This window comes from Clostridium rhizosphaerae (assembly GCF_016765585.1).
Taxonomy (GTDB): Bacteria; Bacillota; Clostridia; order Clostridiales; family Clostridiaceae; genus Clostridium_AT; species Clostridium_AT rhizosphaerae.
Window position 1 is genome coordinate 864,968 of the sequence record NZ_JAESWC010000002.1, and the last position, 19,401, is coordinate 884,368.

Consider the following 19,401-nt stretch of genomic DNA (forward strand, 5'->3'; position numbering starts at 1 on the left):
TTCACTATACACTTTTTAATTTTTCTACGCACAACTGACGTTGTTTATCATCAAGTTGTTTAAACAACTCAATTATATTTTCTATCTTGAACTGTACTAGCTTTTCATTCACTATATCTAGAATCATTTCACACTCTTCTAAAGTTTCATCAGTTAAGTAATATGGTTTTAATTCAGTCTGACTTTTCCATTGTAGTAGCTGTGATGGAGACATAGTTGTCAATTCTTTTATATTCTTTATATACTTTTGCCTCCAGGATTCTTCTTTTGTATTTTCCTTATCATACTTCTCTGCTATAGAATTATTAACAATATTAATTAATATTTCTTTAGAGTATTTATTCTTCAATAATGATGCATCTCTCTCTAATTCAGATCTAGTTAGCTCAGCATTGTATAAACTATTTATATCATTTATAACATCTTCGCATAATTCAATAAGTTTAGTAAAAATTTCTTTAAAATCATTATGAACACCTTTCTTTAGTGTTTTCTCTAACTCTTCTTTATATTTTTTCAGTTGGGTACTATCGGTTAGAGTTTCCACCTTCGAAATTAAAGCCTTAGTATCTTCTACAATCTTTTCATACATCTTATCTAATATTGCTCTTAGCTTACCTAATTTAGGTAAGTACTCATTTCTTATATCATCTGGCACTTTATTGCTGTTTAAATAATCTGACCAATAAATTAAAATTCTCTCCGCTTGATCGAAGCTATTATACTTAACTATATATTCTTCACATCGACCGAGCTCCTCGTCGCACTGAGCTAATATAGTTTCGTACTTTGCTTTCTCCTTAAGCCTGACTTCAATAGAAATAATTTTATGCTCAATTTTTTCTGCGAATTCAACACTGCCAATACCTTTTAGAAGCTTACACAATTGAACCGTAGCTCTCTTGATATTATCTATATTATTTACATCAAGTTTTATCTTATCGAGATAATTCTCTAGCCCTGACACAATCTTCTCAAGAGATTTTTCTCGAATACCTTGTATCTTCTCAATATATTCTGCACTATAATAAAAATTGGTTCGCGGAATCTTTCCTTCTTTTATATTGCTTATATAGCTATTAATTCTAACATAATTAAATGGTTTAAAAGATTTTTCAAAAGATTCCTCATATTCTTTTTTTGCCTCCTCTAAATCTCTATAAATTTTATTGGAAGCTTCTACTCCAATCTTTAATTGTGTCTCAATGTTAATTAATATCCCCTCTAAGTTTTCTGGTATATCCTCATCTTGTCTAATCTTGTTAGCTCTTTGCAGCAGCTCCTCGCATCTCTCAATCCTAGTATTACTATTTACTTCATCAATAAAATCTTTTATAACATTATCGCTAACCTTTTCTCTAAAGCCAACTTTAAGTTTTAATACATTCTGTACTATTTCTTTCTTTTCGTCATTAAAGTAGGTTTGCAATGCATTAATTTTTATTTTACTCGTACCTGAGTAAATTTCAATATTTTTAGAATTATAGCTTAAAACATATATAAAGAATAACACTAACGAGTAAATATTTACTCCGTAAGGAGGAAGCATATATTCATTTAATATTCTCTCAACAGATATAGAATCTGCCGATTTTATGCTCTTGAGTATATTATCATAAATTCTTTTCAAAACTGGCGAAACTGGTTCCGTTAAAATATGTGTATCTAGAAGCACCTTCCATGAATTAGTGCTATTCACACTCAGTACTGAGTTGATTCTGTTTCTGAGCTCTATATCTAAAGATTCAAAACTACTTTTACTACAAATTGTTCTATTTATAATAGCAGTTGCAACATTATTATATCTTTTTCTTACTCCCGCCGTTACCTTCTTTTCAAAGCCATCAAATACAAATGGTATCGCAGATTTATATATGTCTTCAAATTTCTTCATGCACATATCCTTTAGTCTTAATTCAGTTACTTCGATGCCATTTGAAGTGATAATTTGCCTTTTCCTAGCTAACTCATTAAATCTTCTAATAATTTTTTTTGTATTCTCATCATATTTTATGGATATATATTTCTTAAATTTATTTCTCTCCTCTAATGAAAATGCAGATAAACTTCTTATTTCCAGAAGAGCATCACTGATTGTATCATCATCATCGTTAATTAAATACATGATAAAAGGCAGTGCGTCTAAATTGTATTTTTCTATAACCTTTTGTGCATCTATTACAAGATCATTTCTACCTCTATTGCTATATAGAAATACTATGGAACCCTTAGGTGTATCTGGATGAACAGCAGCTTTGAATTCACTTATCAAATTGATTGCGTACCTCTCATCAAACTCATCTATCTCAATGAATTTCTTATTAAAATTCCACTCACCGGTCGTTATACCATTAACCCTACCAAAAGGGGTTTCTTCTAACTTGTCTAAACCTATCTCCCTTTTTATTTCATCGTTTAGTGCGTTGAATAAACCATGTCTGCTTACCTTTAACTTTTTAATTGCAAATTCTTTATTGAAATCAACCTTCGAATTTGATTCAGCCGTAAATGCATATCTCTTTAACGCCTGGTCAAAATATATAATTCCTAATTCATTCTCTAGATTATTTAATACCGTACGCGTCTCTTCTTCAGTGAATCCGGTATTATACATGAGTGCTAGGATATTATCAGCTCTGTCATAGATTTTATACCTAGCAATGTTTAATAATAGTATTCCCCTAAGAATATCTTTTTCTTGCTCTGAAAGTTTCTCCTCAAACTTATCCATCAAGTCGTTAAATTGAGTACATTGTTGGCCTTGATGCCTACCTTTCTCCTCAGCATTTAACATCTCATTAAATATCCTTGATTTAATAACAGCAGTCGGGTAAATATATGGAATACCATTTTCACCTACAACTTGATCTTTATACCCATCAAATATTTCGCTTAAAAAGCTAAGAGTCGATCTCTGCTGCATCCACGAAGATAACAATGATAGGAAAGAAATAGTTGCTGGATGTATTGGATAACAGCCTCTTACAATAGTTTGGTTAAATAATTGTTCGCTACTCCAAACACTTTTAGCACTATTTTCTGGAATCCATCTATTCATATTCTCAAATAACCGGTGAGCAAATGACTTTAAAGTATTATTAAATATATTGTTAACAATATCTTCTGCATTTTTGCTTTTCTTCTTTACTAGATTTGCTAATACCGTCTCTAGGTTCGAAGATAAATAGTACTTATCACTGTTCTCATACCTACTTACATATCTTGCTATATTCTGGTTACTTACTCTTGATAAATACGCACTTAAGTCTGATTGGATAAATCCGACAAATAACAAAGATGGCTTACAGTTCTGTACTGCTTCAAAAATCTGTTGAATTGCCGACTCAGATGCAAGATTCGGATGAGCCGCCGCATACTCTAAATACCTTCCAAACTCATCAAATAAAATAATAATCCCTTTAAACTTCTTTTCTTTTATAACATATTTGTCGTGAAGCTTAGTTAATATAGAAGATGCTGATATTCCCTCTTCCCATTTAATAAAACTTCCAGTTTTCTCTTTATAAACTTCGTTTATAATCTCATATGCCTCTGCATCTTCGAAAACCTTCGCTGATAGTAACTTTACAAGTTCGCTAGCCTTAAGCCGTTTAAATCTTGCGCTCTTTGAAGCAAAATTCATATAGCTGTCTTGAAATGCCGCAAATGTAGTATTAAGAAAATTAGCAGCAGTTTGATAAGCAATAGTCATATCTTCAAAAATAGAATCATCTAAAGCATTCATTTTCAACGATTTCTTTGCACTTTTTAGGATTTCATTATTCAGATTAAAGTCATTCATGCCGTTTAAAACAATAATTAAATTCTTATCCTCTTTTTCTTTAATCTCTCTCCCAATACCTTCATCTACATTATAAAGCTTCTCTATAATGCTATTACGTAATTCGTTGTTATCTCCAGATAGGAGAGAAGCCAAAGTAACAGATAAATGTGACTTACCTGCCCCATAGCCTGCTATGGTGAGCATAAATCTACTACTTTGAAAATTGTCATAGAGTTTATCATATATTACCTTAACAAAAGATGCAGTATCTATTAATTTATGCTTTGTTTTCGTCACATCTGATTGGTTTACTCCATAATACTTAGGTCCATGGAATATATAGCTGTCTGACGACTTTACTCTCATCCTATCATCATAAAACCAATCTGCTTGAACAGCGCCGTCAAAAAAATTTTCCTTTTTAAATTCAAGTATATCGTTAATTTTAACCATAGTTCCCCCTAAATCAAATCACTATAAATTAAGTTTATAATATCTTTTGATTCAGAATTTCTAATTATCGTGATTGGCATTAATTGTTTGTTTATATTCACATACCCTAGCGCACACAATTCATCTAAAACTTCTAATGTTGTATCGTAATCAAATCCGAATCCCCTGTTCCATTTTAGTTCATCTGTAATTATATCTATAGTTATCTCCTGTTGATTTGAAAAATACTTTTCCCAGTCAGCTATAAGCGTAAATGCATATAAATGATATGCCTCCATCTTAGGATAGCATCTTTTGATTAGCAATTCACTACCTTTAGAATATTCAATTAAATTTAATGAGGAAAAGTCTCCAATTGAATACATCCCCTTCAATGGCCCCACCTCTATTGGTTTTCCTAATGCAATCTTACCTTTCTCCTCCACGGAATTTAGGTCTAGCTTTTCGTCATACTCATATGGGTACTCTCTAAATAGGTAGCTCCATTGAGGTGCTCCTATTTCTTGATGAGTTAAATAATAATGTAGTGCTTGCTTTGTAATATCCTCAAGCAAATACTTATCTTCGCTATAAACAACTTCACCGAGTTTGGTAAGTGCCAGCTTGTACTTGCCACCACCAGTGCTACTTTTTATAAGTCCCATGTATTCCATATATTTTATATGAGGAACAACTTTACCTGTTGATTCTCCAGTTGGTATACCCGTTATACGGCTTATATCAAACATATTACCTTCATAATTTTGACTTGCCAACTCAAGTATCTTTGACAAGTAAACTAATTGAGGTTGAAATGAGCCATGAAATGATGTTGATTTATGTGAGTTAATCATTTAGTCTGTCCTCCAGGCTCGTAATGTTTATAATTTTTGGCTCATACTTATCAAACTTGTTATTTCTCATTCTAAATCCACAGGTTACGCTATACCCTTTTGTAAGCTTTTTAAGTTTTTCTGCCCATAACTTACTGCCATCATTAGTTATATCTATATACTTGCTTACTTCTAGCAAAGTTTCTTCTGGAGGACTGAAATACAACTTTTGTGCTGCCTGTTGAAGGTTACCAATGGATTCTGAATCCATTCGACCTTTCATAAATTGAGTGGCATACCAACCCGATATTCCAAACTTTCTTCCCTCTGCAAGGAATCTACCACTTGGTGAGGAAGAGTCATGGGAAAGGTTGTGAGCTTCATCTAACACAATAGGCATCGGATTATCTTCATTGCCAAACTTAGTAGCATAGCTCCATATATCCCATAGTATTATCTCAGTTAGCATAACCTGTATTTCTCTATCAAAACCACTTAATTGTATAATATATAGCTCACCTTTTGAGTCTAAAATATCTTTCCAACTAAACTCATTTCCAGTTAAGAAAGGATCGTAGTCTATAAAAGGTTTTATCTTGCTATAAACCGTTGATGCAGATGGATTCTTGCTCTCGTTTATTAGTTCAGCCATAATTCTAAAGTTCATATTATTGCCATGCTGATTTAATCCTTGTAAAACAGCCTCGTATACAACATTTCTTTGTTGGTCACCAAATTTATAAACTGCTTTAAAGCTAGAAGCTATTCTATTTGCAATATCCGCGTCAAATTCATCAAATTCTTTTCCACCATGATATACTTTATGCTTCTTGAAAGGGTTTACTGGAAACTTTTCAAATTTAACGCTTCGTTCCTTTAGTTTATTTCCCAAATAATTTTTTAAAGTGCTTGAAAGTTTGGATTCAGTAAAACCATCAGTATAATCAAATACAATAACTGAAATTTTATTCATCGCTGCTTCCATAATAAGAGTTTGTATACAATAGGTTTTACCCGAACCGGAGTTTCCATTTATAAGCAAGTGTCTATTATTTAATCTTGGATTACCAAATTCCCAATATATATCCTCATTGCTTTTGCTGTCTTTACCCAGAAGGAATCTTACGTCCTTTAGAGAGTATTCCTTATTTTCATTTTCTTTGCCTGATTCTTCCTTAGTAGACTTAATCTTTTGTTGTTCATTTTTCTCAGCAACCTTAGACTCTTGCTTAGATAAAAAGGTTTCATCAACATCCACATATTCTACTGCTGTAATTTCTGTGCTGTCCTCAGGCGACTCTTTATCGCTAGCAGCTTGCTTTCCAGGATTTAAAGTTTCTCCTTCTATTGAACCCTTACCGGTTGGTTCTTTGATATCAGAATCTAATTCAACCTCTGTCGTGTCATCAATTAATTCTGCATAAAACTCTTCTTGAACTTCAGGTTTTTCAATCTCATTAAATTCAAACACTTCATTTCTCTCGCTTTTAGGAACTAATAATTTTTGAATAAATAACTGACCTGCCTTATAGAGTCTTATTTGATTTACTGTTGTTTGGAACTCGTCGTCGCTAAAATCAACATTCTCTACGGTATATTTATCATCATCTTGATTTAACCAATAAGCAAAAATATTACCGTTCCATTCAATATCGAAGTTACCATTATAAATATTGGCTAATTTATCTACTAACATCTTATATCCTGGTTTATTATCTTCAATTTGAATTTCGGAGAAAACTAAAGCCCTATACAATTGGTTAAACCAGTATCTCTTATTTACCCTTACTATATTTGAATCAAAGTTACTTGATAAAACTTTAATGCCATGATATATTTGATTCTTGGCTTTAATAATGTGATTTTCATTTTCAAAGCCCATCTTACATTCTATAACAGTAGCCTTAATTTTCAGCTTACCATTCGAGCTTAAATTTTCATCATTGTTTTCTATCTCTAATAATAGAAAATCTGGCCTACTAGCTGATTCTGTATTATTATCTCTAATATGAGTATCAAACCAATGCTGATGATTATCAAGATTTATTAATGTTCTTATTAAGAACTTTTCGCTATACACATTTAATTGTAAGTTTTGAATAGTTAGTACATACGCTAAAAAATTATGAATCTCATGATCGGAAGGATTTAAAGCTTTTAATAATCTACTTCCGTCCATATCTTTCGTTAACTCTATACAATATTTTGCCGCTTCTTCAAGTCTATGAGTATTCCATTTACAAAACTTATTAATCAATCTCTGTTTAAGCTTTAGCTGAATATCCTCAATAATATCCAGACGTGCGGAAACAGTTACATTAAGTTCACCGAATATGCCCTTTCCTGTAGAAAAGCCTATTATTTTTCTATCGCAATGATTTAAAATTTCTTTGTCAATTGATTGATCAATGCAAATAACCCACTTGCATTTCTCATGAATTAAATTAAGCAAACCCTTATTACTTTCACTTACCTTAAGTTTTCGAATAATCTTATAATTTCCATCGCTGGTAAAAGGTTGAATGTATTTATGAAGTAATTGTAAATGCTCATTTGATGTTCTAAACTGTCTCTGGGAAATATCTATTCCTCTACTATCTTGGGTTATCGAAACTGGAATCGGTGTGAAAATAGCAGGATATTTATTTTCATCAGCTGTAATCTCTATAAGTGTCTTATCAAATTCAATTCCACTGCTATCAAGTATATTGTATATAAATACAATATCTTGCCCCTCAGTATATTTATCGATGCTATCTTTTACCTTTATCGATGAAAAATCAGCATAGTTTAAATAGGTTTTTACTATAATATCACTTTCATCCATAAAGAAAGCGTCTAACCAATACTTCAAATAATCGGCACCATTTTTTCTTTGGTCTGATACAATTATTCTTAAATTGATTTTACCCTTTTGCTGTCTATTTCTAATTTTATCTATTACATCATGTACACCTGCTACAACATGTTGCATATCGTCAGGGTTAATAAAAAGAATATTTATTCCATCTAAAGTTGAAGGGAAGGTTTTTAGATAATCATCAATGTTCTTAGATAGAATATCTGACTTATGGGATTTTTTTATTAATTCCTTTTTATCTAATTCCTCATCATCAACTAGCTCATTTTCGAACACCTTCTCAGATATTAAGTTATAACTACACTTTCCCGTGTTGTATATAGCATAAAACTGATAAACTTTTTCAGTAGGTATTTGATTATTCTTGTCCAATGAAAAGACATCAAACCCAGAAGTAATTATACAAGTTCTTGTGAAATAATTTATCCTATGCTCTATATCTTTTTCTGTTAGTATACTTCCATTGGCTGTCATTTCTAGTATTTCATCGAAGCCATTTCTCATAAAACACATTTGGTGATATAACTTTTCAAGCATAACTGGATTATATGGAGGCATTATTAATGAATCAATATTGCCCTCTATGAAACTCGAAAAAGGTGAATGTGATATAATAAATATATTTAATATCATGTAAATTTTTTCTTTTTGAGAAGATGTCAATTTTTCATAGTTGTCTCTTACAGCACTTAATAAATCACTATATCTATTAATTACTTTGCTGCAGTTCCCATTACTAAGTATAGTTCTATAATAACCTTCATTAGTCAGACTAACTATGAATTCCTTATAGTTTGATTCAAGTAATCCTAAAGGATTGCTGATTTCTATCTGAGGAAACTCTTCAATTAGCCTATTTATATATTCCTCATATTCATAGGTTAAATTAATCTTTTCAAGCTTAATGAAGAACTCCTCTTCGCTTTCACAACAGACATATTCGTTTAACTGCCTACAGGAAGCATATAACGGCAGCCTTATATAGTTAGAATCGAAATCCAACAAACTATCTTGGTTTAGTAGAGAAAATGCCTGTGACCATGAGGAATTGGATTCAAATAAATAGATGAAGTCGAGCTTCCTAGCTTCATCGTCCTCCCCAAGAGCTCTAACAGTGAAGTAAACTTTACTTAATTCATTCATATTAGCTGTCTTAGTTAACGACAATTCGTCCTTATTTATATAATTGAATGGATCCTGAACATCCTCATAAGATAACTCAATATTCTCTGACTGTAAAACTTTGCTTTCTTTTACAAAATCAAGAATCCCACCTAGGAAAATACAAATTCTCTTATATGAATTGTCTCTCTCTGTAGTTGTGCTGCAATTTGATAATTTAATATCGTTAACTTTTATTTTTATTGATTTAGGTAATTCTTTGTATTGTCTCTTATACTCCAAACATGCCTTTAAAATCATTTCCAAATAAACATCTATAGGGTTACCTACTAATTTATTTGTTTTTACTTTGTCAATTTTTATAGTTGTGTCTGTCTTGATATTTAGCAAGTCATCAATAATAGAATAATCAATATTGACAAAAACTCCTCTTAAACTTTCATAATTTTTCCCTAAAATAAAATCAATAAGTGATTTCTTAAACTCACTAAACGAAGAAAATAAAGAATTATCATAAGGAAAAGCGACTTCATCATTTATTTCATTCTCTTCAGCATACTTATCAATCTTGGCTATTAGCTTAGTGAAATTATTATTTGATATACCATTTCTATAAGCTTGTCTAGTAATGAAACTATATGATCTAGCAATTATGTCTGCCGAACTAATCTTACCATTTTTAAGATTTTTGCACTTAGGTACCTTTTTACTTGATCTTATAGACGGTATCCCCCAATCGGTATCTAGCCTATAACATATTTCTTCTATAAGCTCATCAACGGAATAAATCTGATTGTTCTCCAATTCATCTATTATACAACTGAACTTTACTAAATCCACATTCACATTATTAAATATTGCCTTAAATAGAGTGTTTAATGCTTTTAAATCTTCTGCGTTAAAACCTTTATCATTAAATAAATCCTGAAACCAATTCGAGTAATCCTTACTTAATGATTTTAGTATAGTATCTGGGCTAATGTAATAGAAATCCGCTAGCCCACCTTTATCCGGAACAGATTCCGTCCCCATAAGAAGGACTATAACCTTTTTTCCCTGGTAGGTAGCCACCAAATCAGAAGTATTATTTCTCCAGGCAGTCATTGCACCATCACTATCTACATAATCATTCTTTACAAGGAAATCTATTGATTGCTTCCATTCATTTCTACTTTGTGCATTAAAGTCATCAAACTTTTCCTTTGCTAATTTTGCAATAAATTCCGTATCCCTTAAATTATTCTTAAGATATTTGCATATCTCCATATATATTACAGGAGTATTGATACCTTCTAGCCTTATTAGACTAACCGAGTTACTCTTATTTTGTAGTAATATTTCATGCTCTATTGAGTCAATATACTTCTTCATAAAGTCACCTCTTTATATGGATTCTCAACGATAGAAGTAGAATCTGATAACTCTCTCAAAAATCCACATTCCTTAAGCATAATATGAAAATCCTCCTTGTTCTTGTCCAAAAATGACACATCACTCAAAGTTTCAACATTACCTTCTAGAATTTCTTTTTTATACTCGTATTGACCTATAACTATTCTAAAATGGTCATGTATCTTGTAAAGGAATCTATCAAGCGTCATCTTGGTTCCTGGTGCAATTAAAGATGTTACAAGAAATTTTAATATTGTTTCATTTAATGTAAATCGCATACCCTTTTCATTCACAGGTCTAATAATCCCAATTCTTTTACCTAATTTTCTATATACTTTTAGAGAATTGTTCACTGCTTCATCAATAGTTTCTTGCTCACTTCTTAATTTACCACCCTTGCCCTCTTTGATATTCCCTTCAACATTGTTATACAATGCTTTGAGATATACTTCCTCATATTTTGAGAACGCATTTTGAGCAAGTTTCTTTACCTCTGGATGTGATGTTCCTCTATTGCAATTAATATCAAAAATCCAGCATCCTAATTTTTGTCCTGAGGCAAATTTGGCCTGTTGATAAGACATAGTAATTATTTGAAGAATAATTCCATAGGAAAGAATATCTATTTTCTCAAAAGGATGCATAGTGCTGGTTAATATATTCTTCAGCTCAACAAGTGTCTTCTCTTCTCGATTATTGAATCCATCAGGTATTACTCCTAATGTTTTATTTATCTCAGGTTGTTTGAATCCCTCTCCTTCTCCCTCCTCCCAAACACTTTCTATAAAATTGGAAAGCAAAGAGAATTCATTAAATTGGTTAAGTAAGTTATTAAAACCCTGTTCAATTTCATGAGAATATTTTGGATAATCGTTTAATGCCTTTAGAACGTGAAGATAATAAACTTCTCCACCTCTTGCCATAAAGTTATATCGATTTTTTTCAAACTTAGTATCTACATTATCAATGAATTCCTCATCAAAGGAATTATCGTATTTCCCATTTCTATCTTTTTTCATTCCCATCATCTCTGGAAATATTGCTTCTTTGCATATAGGTAGCAAGCTTTGCGCAAACCATGATCTATTCTGTATTACTGCATTAAACCCATACAATAGATTCTGGAATAAAGAAATCACATAATCCTCATCTATAAACTCTCTAGCGGTTTCAATCTCGATTCTATCTTTAAGATACTTGACACACAGTTCATATGCCATAGTATCCATTTCAAATTTACCTTCAAGTTTACTTTTATTGAAGAAAATAAATCTCTTTAATCCAACTTTCCCTTCAGGAAAGTACTTAATTTCTTTATCATATACATCAGGGTTCATCGGAAACAATGCTTCCTCCTCATTGTTACCAACAGTTTTCCTTGAAATTGCCACCAACAAAAATTCCAATATATACTCGTATAGACTTTGGTTTGGTGTAAATCTATGTCCGAAAACTTTACTTTGGAGGGGGTAGGCACTGATTAATTCACTGTTATTAGGAAACATAATCTCACTCCTTAAATGATATAAACTTTATCTTCCTCGAACTGTGCTTCAACATCTTGAGTTCCCGCAAGAGTATTAACAATCATTTTTATAGTATTTTTATCAGAATACCTAAATACTTTTAATAATTTTGAGTTAAGTTCTGCTAAACCATGAGAAAGAGCAGGATTCATGTCAGTGCTAATTGCACCATCTACTACTGACTTAAAGTACATTAAAATAGGCAAGTTTAATTTAAACCTTTCTACCCCATTTTTGATACTAAGATATAAGTCAAACTTCTTGCTAATATCCTCGTTACTCATATCCTTCTCAATTTGTACAACTTCAATTTCATCATAATTCGCTTTTCCAAGTAGTAACAAAACACTTTGAAATGCCCCATCATATCTGGTTAAAGTAAGATACAGTTTATTTTCATTTTTAGGAGGTATCCCTATATTCTTAATGTAAAGTGCATCAAAAATGACCTTCTTCATTGATCTAAGACTTCTAGGAGATTGCTTCTCTGAAATCAGGCGTTTATATTCAACAAAAGTATCGCCTAAAATTTCACTAAATCTATCTTGAGATAAATCTGTTTTCAATCCGTATACCAAATAGAATCGTCTTATAGCCCTTCTCATTTCTAAATCGTTTTCAAGGTTTATTTTAGAATCCTCTTCGTTGTGGTACCTCTTAGAAAACTCTTTCCAAACTCTCACTACAGTTTCTTGAATTCCATTCGGTAAAATAGAAAAGTTATTCTTCACGAACATTTCATAATCACTTTTTAATGCAATAGAGTCTAACTCAAGCTGTTGCAGATAATCAATGGCCTTGATTTGTTTGGCGTTACTTAACATGTTTATACCCTTATAGCCAAAAAACAGGTTAGCGAAACTATATTGAAACTTTGTAAATACACGTTTGTCCCATTTCTTTAAATCATCACATTTTACATTTCCAGTTATAGCAAAACTTATTTGCGATAGCATTTGTCTTATGGTTATCCTCTTATCATTTTCATAGAGCCATCTATAGTAACTTTCGACGAAATCTATAACCGTATTTTTATTTTCACTTATTGATGTATAGTTACTAAATACGGGGCACCTTTCCTTATTTTCACATTGTCTGCATCCAGTCCAATTTTCCTCTTTACATATTTTATTTATAATCTCTTTAACGAATCCTGTATTATCAATCCTTGCGATATTAACTAAATAAAAATCATATCCTAGCAGACTAATCTTTTTATTTTCATTTGTATCTAATTGTTCCAATAGAGTATTTTCTATCTTATCCTTTATTTCATCACTACTACCTAGTAGTCTTTGAAATGAATTTAGCAGAGGCCCAGTGTTGCTAATAAGAATGGCCGATTTATTATTAGTAGGTGCTTCCAATGCTCTTTTTAATAAATCTATTTGCCTTTCTTGAGCCAACTCGCTCATATCTTTAACATAATATAAGGAAATACCATCTTTGTTTATTTCATCATCTACTTTTAACTTCTCTCCATCTCCAAGCATTCCTAATTCTTTTAAGACTTGTATAAGTATGCTAGTTTTCCCATCTCCAGCATGCCCTGTAAGGATATACACAACATTGTTAGCACTCTTTATCTGATTACTAATATTAGTGCCTAACTTTCTAGTAACCCTTATTGAATTATAAAATTTATTTGTAACTTGCGATTCTGCTAAAGCATTTATATTACCACTTGTAGCATTATTCATAGATTTTAAATAATCTACAAATCCATTCTCCATATCCCCTACCTCCATAAGATTTCATTCAATGCTTCTATCAATATGTCTACATCTTCTTTATCATTAAAGTAACTTAAACTTACTCTAACTACACCCTCATTTGTATTCAAAAATCTCCCTACATAAGGTGCACAATGATGCCCAGCTCTCACAGAAATATTGAAATCCCGATCTAGTATACTAGCTACTTCCTGAGAAGAGTAACCGTCTATATTAAATGAAACAATCCCAATATGTCTGTCCCTATCTTTAGGAAGATATAATTGTATTTCTTCAATTTCCTCCAATTTATTAACCAGATAGTCTGTAAGTTCTTTTTCTTTCCTATATATAACATTTGTTTTAGTTTCTTCTATCCACTTAATAGCAGCATTCAAGCCTGCAATAGCTTGAATATTGTAGCTGCCAGCCTCATACCTAAGAGTACCATCACTTGGCATATCTAAATTAGTAGAATCGCTCCCTGTACCACCTACAATAAATTCACTCAACTTAACCTTTTTTGAGTTATTTACTATACCCGCTACCCCAAAAGGTCCATATAATGTTTTATGACCAGCAAAAACTGCAAAGTCTATATCAAGCTTACTCAAATCTATATCTACCAATCCTATTGATTGAGCGCAATCTAGTAAGATAATTGGGCTGCTTACGCTCACCATTTCAATAATTTGTTCAATTGGAAGAATGTACCCTGTCACATTACTTATATGTGATATGCATACCAAATCTGGTTTATCATTAATTAATTTTGGTGCTAAATCCTTTGTGTTAATTTCGAAAGTGTCCGGACTAAACTTAAGAAAGTGTATTTTGAAGTTAAATTTCTTACTTAAATGATGCAGAGTTCTCGCAATTGCATTGTGTTCAAATTCAGAAATATATACATTCCTTATTTTTGACCAGTCCAACCCATACAAAACTTGATTTATGGCGATTGTAGCAGAGGGAGTAAAAATTATTTTCCTTTGATCGTTTACCCCTACTAAATTAGATAATTCTGTTCTAGTTTCTTGTATAATTTCACTAGCTTTCTTAGATAATTTATACCCACTCCTACCAGCATTAACTCCATAATTTCTATAAAACTCATCCATAAATGTGTAAACACATTCCGGCTTTGGAAAAGTCGTAGCAGCATTATCAAGATAAATAGTCTTGTCCATTACATCACCTCTTTAAAAGTACATGTAAATTATAACTTTTACATATACTTTTTTAATAAATTCATCAAAATGTTACGCTTTTCATTTGCTTCTATAGACTCACCATATTCTTCAAAAAGCTCTTCAATTTCATTTAGTAGGGTTACACCAATTTCTGAAATTTCCTCAACATTAAAGCTTTTTCCAACTGCTTCACCATCTCGGTCTATTTTTATCTTATACATTCCATCTGTTGAGTCTATTTCGTCTAACTCTAAGCCCTCAACATTGGCAATAATTTTGTCTAAATCCTCTATATACTGGTGAACAGTACCATCTTGCCAATCTTCAATAGAAAGTCCTGTAATAATTTCAGCTAGTTTGCCTATAACATAGCTTTCATCATGATTATCTAGTTGTTTTACAAACTCTAAGAACCTATTTGTAGTTAAATCAAATAAATGTTCTTTTTTCGTATCATCTAACTTATCAAACCATATTTTTAGCCCCTGTGTTAGTTTGCCTTTATAATTAGGGTTTATCTTTTGCAAAGTTGTTTCTATTAGATATAATTTAAATTTCTCCACTATCTCATCCAAATAAATTTTTACTTCTTTGATTTTATTGAAACAATGAAAATAATCCTCTGTTTCCATGATTTTAAACAACTTCTTAAATAAAAACTCCCTGGAATTAATATCAAATTTCAATAGTTCTATTCGAAGTCTAGTTATACTCTTACCAATCTCAACTCCATCGATTCCATGCTTATGAGTTCTTGCAAATTGACTTAAGGACTGTATATAAGACTGCATGCCTTTTATAATTGCTTCATATTTATTTGAAACTAGTTCCTTATCCTTTATTTGTTTTCCAAACAGTTCTATCATTAAGTTTAGATATTCTTCTCTTTCCTTTGTACCCTTCTCAATTCTAATAAAATACTCCCTTGGATTGTTATTGATATTATTAAGAGTATCATATGATAAATTGAGTTCCTTACTTCCCTTACTACCAAAATATATAATAGAATCATCTTTAAACTCTCTAATAATAAACGCTAAATAAATTGGTATAACGCCTTTTCTTAAGCCAATATCTTCACCAGTTAATTCTTCATATAACTCATTGAAACATTTTTTTTCTGTTTCTGCTTGATAAATAAACGTTCTTATTAAATTTAGTACATTAGATAAGCGAAAATCATCGGTTGAAGTATTGTTATCTAATCCAAATCTTTTTATAGTAGCTCTATAAATCGTAACCTCTGGCCCATTACCAGCTAATGATTCAGATACTTCATTGTTATAGCTATTTAAAATAAGCTCAACAATTTTACCTCGTGCTTTTGAAATTACAGTTGTAATATTATTTTTGTTAATAAGCTCATTATTGATAAGCGGTGTCCTACTAAATCTTTCAGAGCATATATTGGAGATAATTTTATTCAATTCAGCCTTTCTATCTATAAATACTTTTGCACCATTTATATAAAAATCACTTTTTCTATTTTCAATCACAAAAAATTCTTCAACATAAGACTTTATATCTTCAACTAAATCATCTTCATAAATCTCAATTAATTGATCTGCTAGTGTCTCCTCACTTAAGAAGTTTTTATCTTCCTTTAGTAATTTTATTGCCATCAATTCTTTTATAGAATCTACTTTATCAAATGGCCTTTTAGGAATGTTAAGTATTATTCTTCCATTATTAAATCGCATAATTTTACTAATAGCCTGTTCCTTTTCAACCTCATCAAGATATATAAGGTTCACTACAACCCCATCCGCACAATAGAATTCTGTAAGTGATGCTATATCCTGAAAAGCAATCAATTGCTCAGTTGTCATGTATATATTTTTGAAATACCTAACCATCTTAAAAGTATCATTATATCTCTTAGGCAGAATAAAACCTAAGTTATATATCTCTGATAATTCTTGAGATATATTAATATTTCTTACCCTAGTATTTTTTATTGTATCTATCTTTGCTTTTACATTAATCTCTGATACCGGAATAAAATTGATATAACCATTGCTCTTTTTGGTATATATTAAGTTTTTCTCCTTCAAGGCTATTAATCCTTGAAGAATTTCTTCCTCATCATAATTTAAAGCCGCTACTAATGTTTCAACTGTTGGCATTAATCTATCAAATTCATTGACAATATAAACTATTGCTAATGATTTTACTATTTCTGATTCCTTGCTATCAGCACATTTATGCAAAGCGGAATCTGCCTTTATCCATGTGTTATGAACTAAATCATTAAATGTCTCTTTTTTAAAAAGATCCTCAAAATAATCATATATTGAATCTAAGTTAAGTAGCTGCAGTTTTCCTTCATTTTTATATATAAAATTAGCTAAAGTATTACTCTCATTCTTACAAAGAAAAGTGAATAAGGTTCTTTCATTTTGGGCTACTTTTTCACTTATCTTAGGTAAACAATATACTGAAATTGGATTTAATGGGAAACATTCAATTCCTACATTTTCTTTGTACTCTTTTTCAGTATAAATACCTTGAAAAATACCCAATGCTTTCTCTATTTTATTAAAATAGTCATTATTTTTATTATAAATAAACTTTTCTAACTTTGGCTTATCTTTAAATATTGCATTCGATATTAGTTCATAATTTTGTTTAGATGACGAAGTAAGATATATCTCCTTAAATCTTCCTTCAATAGCTCTCCACGAATTAATAACCTGCTTTGGTAACTTTGAAATATACTCATTTATTGTCTTATGCGTAATGCATGCAAAGTTTAGCTGCTGCTTGTTGTTACTTCGACTTGCGAGTTCAGCAAAGTCTTGCAAAATCTTTAAGTCTTTCGCAGTATCATTCGTTACACTTGCTTCCATAAACTTGCTAAACTCATCAAATACCACAAACATTCCTTTATATCCATACTTCTCACAAAGTAAAAAGTTGGTTTCATCATAAAGTCTTACTACATCTGAATTAACCATCGGATTATATTCAATTCCTGAACTGACAGCAAGATAAGCTTTCTTGAAAGCTTGAAATGCATCACCGTTATAATTCTTTAGCCCATTTTCTAACTCATCTAATCTTATGCCATCCTTAAGCAGCTCACTTTTTAAAACTTCTATAGTGTCCTTATAGTTTGCTTTCCAATTCTGTATTATATCTAATACCGATTCAAAGTAAGTATTAGGCTTAATATCATCAATATTATTTTTCTTTAGCGCATCACTCAGCGCCAATAGAAACGCCTGTTGTATATTAATATGGCTCCCATTAATTATGACTGGTAATAGTTTTATTTCCTCATCTAGTATCACTCTAGCTAGCTGCGCTGTCTCAACATCTATTCTTTCAATATTCAAAATAAGGTCATTTAATGCTTCTTTGTTCTCTTCCTTTTGTTCTAACAATGTAAGTAATATTAACAGTAAATGACTCTTTCCTTTACCATACGGTCCTATTAAGACGGTAGAAGATTCTCCTTTTCCATAGTAAATCTTCTTTAAATAATCCTTCAATATATCTAATGTTGATATAGTAGGTATATAACCTTTTACTTTATTGTTACTGCCCAAATCATATTGTAGGTTTATAGAATATTGAAATCCTTCTGCAGGCTTTAAAAATTCAATGTACTTCATCATGCCTCGCTCCTTAGTTGCTCATAATAGTTTTCTAATACATCCTCACATCTAATTTTCGATTTAAGATACACTGTATCTAAGCCCGCAGTCCTATTTACTTCGATATAACCCAACCTTTCAAGACTATCCAAATAATAATTAACCTGCACTCTATCTAAATTAAAGACATTTCCAACATTGCAATCATCACTTATGAGTCGATCAATAGTTGTACTCTTTTCGTTACCTAGCTGTTCTAAAATAACATATAGCACTACGAGCGGATCAAGTGCATCTTTTTGAGGCTTTTTCTTGTAAAACACCTCTTTTTCATTTGATGAATTCTTACATCCGATTAATCCTAATTCAACTAATGGACTGCTCAAACTTTCTTCTGGACTTATCAAATCCTCATGATTAGAATAATAGGTTTTGATAATACAACTACAGTCATCTTGCAGTGACTTTTCAGAAAAACCTATTTCTGGATCAAGTTTTGATAAGCTTAAGCTTAACCCATCGAACAGTTCTTTTTTTCTAAACTCTTGTGCCTTTAAATCATTAAAGAAAACGTACCATGCCGTAGCATTTTCTTTATTTGTAACAAGTTTATAATGCATAAGCCATAATGTAAAAATCTCTTCGAAGTACGGATCATACTTATTTATCAACATTCCAAATGGCTGGCTTAACTTTGAGATTCTACGACCTTTTTTTGTTCTTAATTCTTCTATTAATCCGCATGCCTGAAGCCAATACTTTATTGACTTTACCATGTTAGAACCTACCCCAAGAATATCAACAGCATCATCTCTACTGAATATATCTTTTGCATCTTCATCAGTCATATTAGGCAAATTATATTCCTCTATAGCGGCAATTCCTTTTCTCAGCCAACCTTCTCTTAAACTAAAGCTCTCATGTCCTTTAAGTCTTATCTTTACTGTCATT

General features: G+C 31.2%; 8 protein-coding genes. All 8 read right to left on the reverse strand.

Features of this window, described 5'->3' with window-relative positions:
* Positions 1-4 precede the first annotated feature (4 nt).
* The 8 genes from JK636_RS07280 to JK636_RS07315 are packed head-to-tail and all read right to left on the reverse strand — an operon-like array spanning position 5 to position 19,400.
* Entirely contained in the window at positions 5-4,237 is a 4,233-nt protein-coding gene (locus tag JK636_RS07280) for a hypothetical protein (protein ID WP_202748168.1), read from the reverse strand.
* Between the two features lie 8 nt (positions 4,238-4,245).
* Positions 4,246-5,070: a hypothetical protein gene (locus JK636_RS07285; RefSeq protein WP_202748169.1), complete on the reverse strand. Its 825-nt coding sequence runs from the start codon at positions 5,068-5,070 to the stop codon at positions 4,246-4,248.
* Positions 5,063-10,402 carry an ATP-binding protein gene (locus JK636_RS07290; protein ID WP_202748170.1) on the reverse strand — a complete coding sequence of 1,780 codons (5,340 nt, stop codon included), beginning with the start codon at positions 10,400-10,402 and terminating at the stop codon, positions 5,063-5,065. Before JK636_RS07290 ends, JK636_RS07285 begins: the two co-directional genes overlap by 8 nt.
* A complete protein-coding gene (locus tag JK636_RS07295) occupies positions 10,399-11,928 on the reverse strand; it encodes a hypothetical protein (RefSeq protein WP_202748171.1) in 1,530 nt (509 codons plus the stop codon). The genes JK636_RS07290 and JK636_RS07295 overlap by 4 nt, the downstream gene beginning before the upstream one ends.
* Before the next feature lie 11 nt (positions 11,929-11,939).
* Complete coding sequence (locus JK636_RS07300; protein WP_202748172.1) at positions 11,940-13,682, reverse strand: hypothetical protein; 1,743 nt, start codon at positions 13,680-13,682, stop codon at positions 11,940-11,942.
* A gap of 5 nt (positions 13,683-13,687) precedes the next feature.
* Positions 13,688-14,848, reverse strand: a complete 1,161-nt coding sequence (locus JK636_RS07305) for an aminotransferase class V-fold PLP-dependent enzyme (protein WP_202748173.1) — start codon at positions 14,846-14,848, stop codon at positions 13,688-13,690.
* 38 nt (positions 14,849-14,886) lie between these two features.
* Positions 14,887-18,471: a hypothetical protein gene (locus JK636_RS07310; protein ID WP_202748174.1), complete on the reverse strand. Its 3,585-nt coding sequence runs from the start codon at positions 18,469-18,471 to the stop codon at positions 14,887-14,889.
* A complete protein-coding gene (locus JK636_RS07315) occupies positions 18,468-19,400 on the reverse strand; it encodes a DUF4007 family protein (RefSeq protein WP_202748175.1) in 933 nt (310 codons plus the stop codon). Before JK636_RS07315 ends, JK636_RS07310 begins: the two co-directional genes overlap by 4 nt.
* Position 19,401 lies beyond the last annotated feature (1 nt).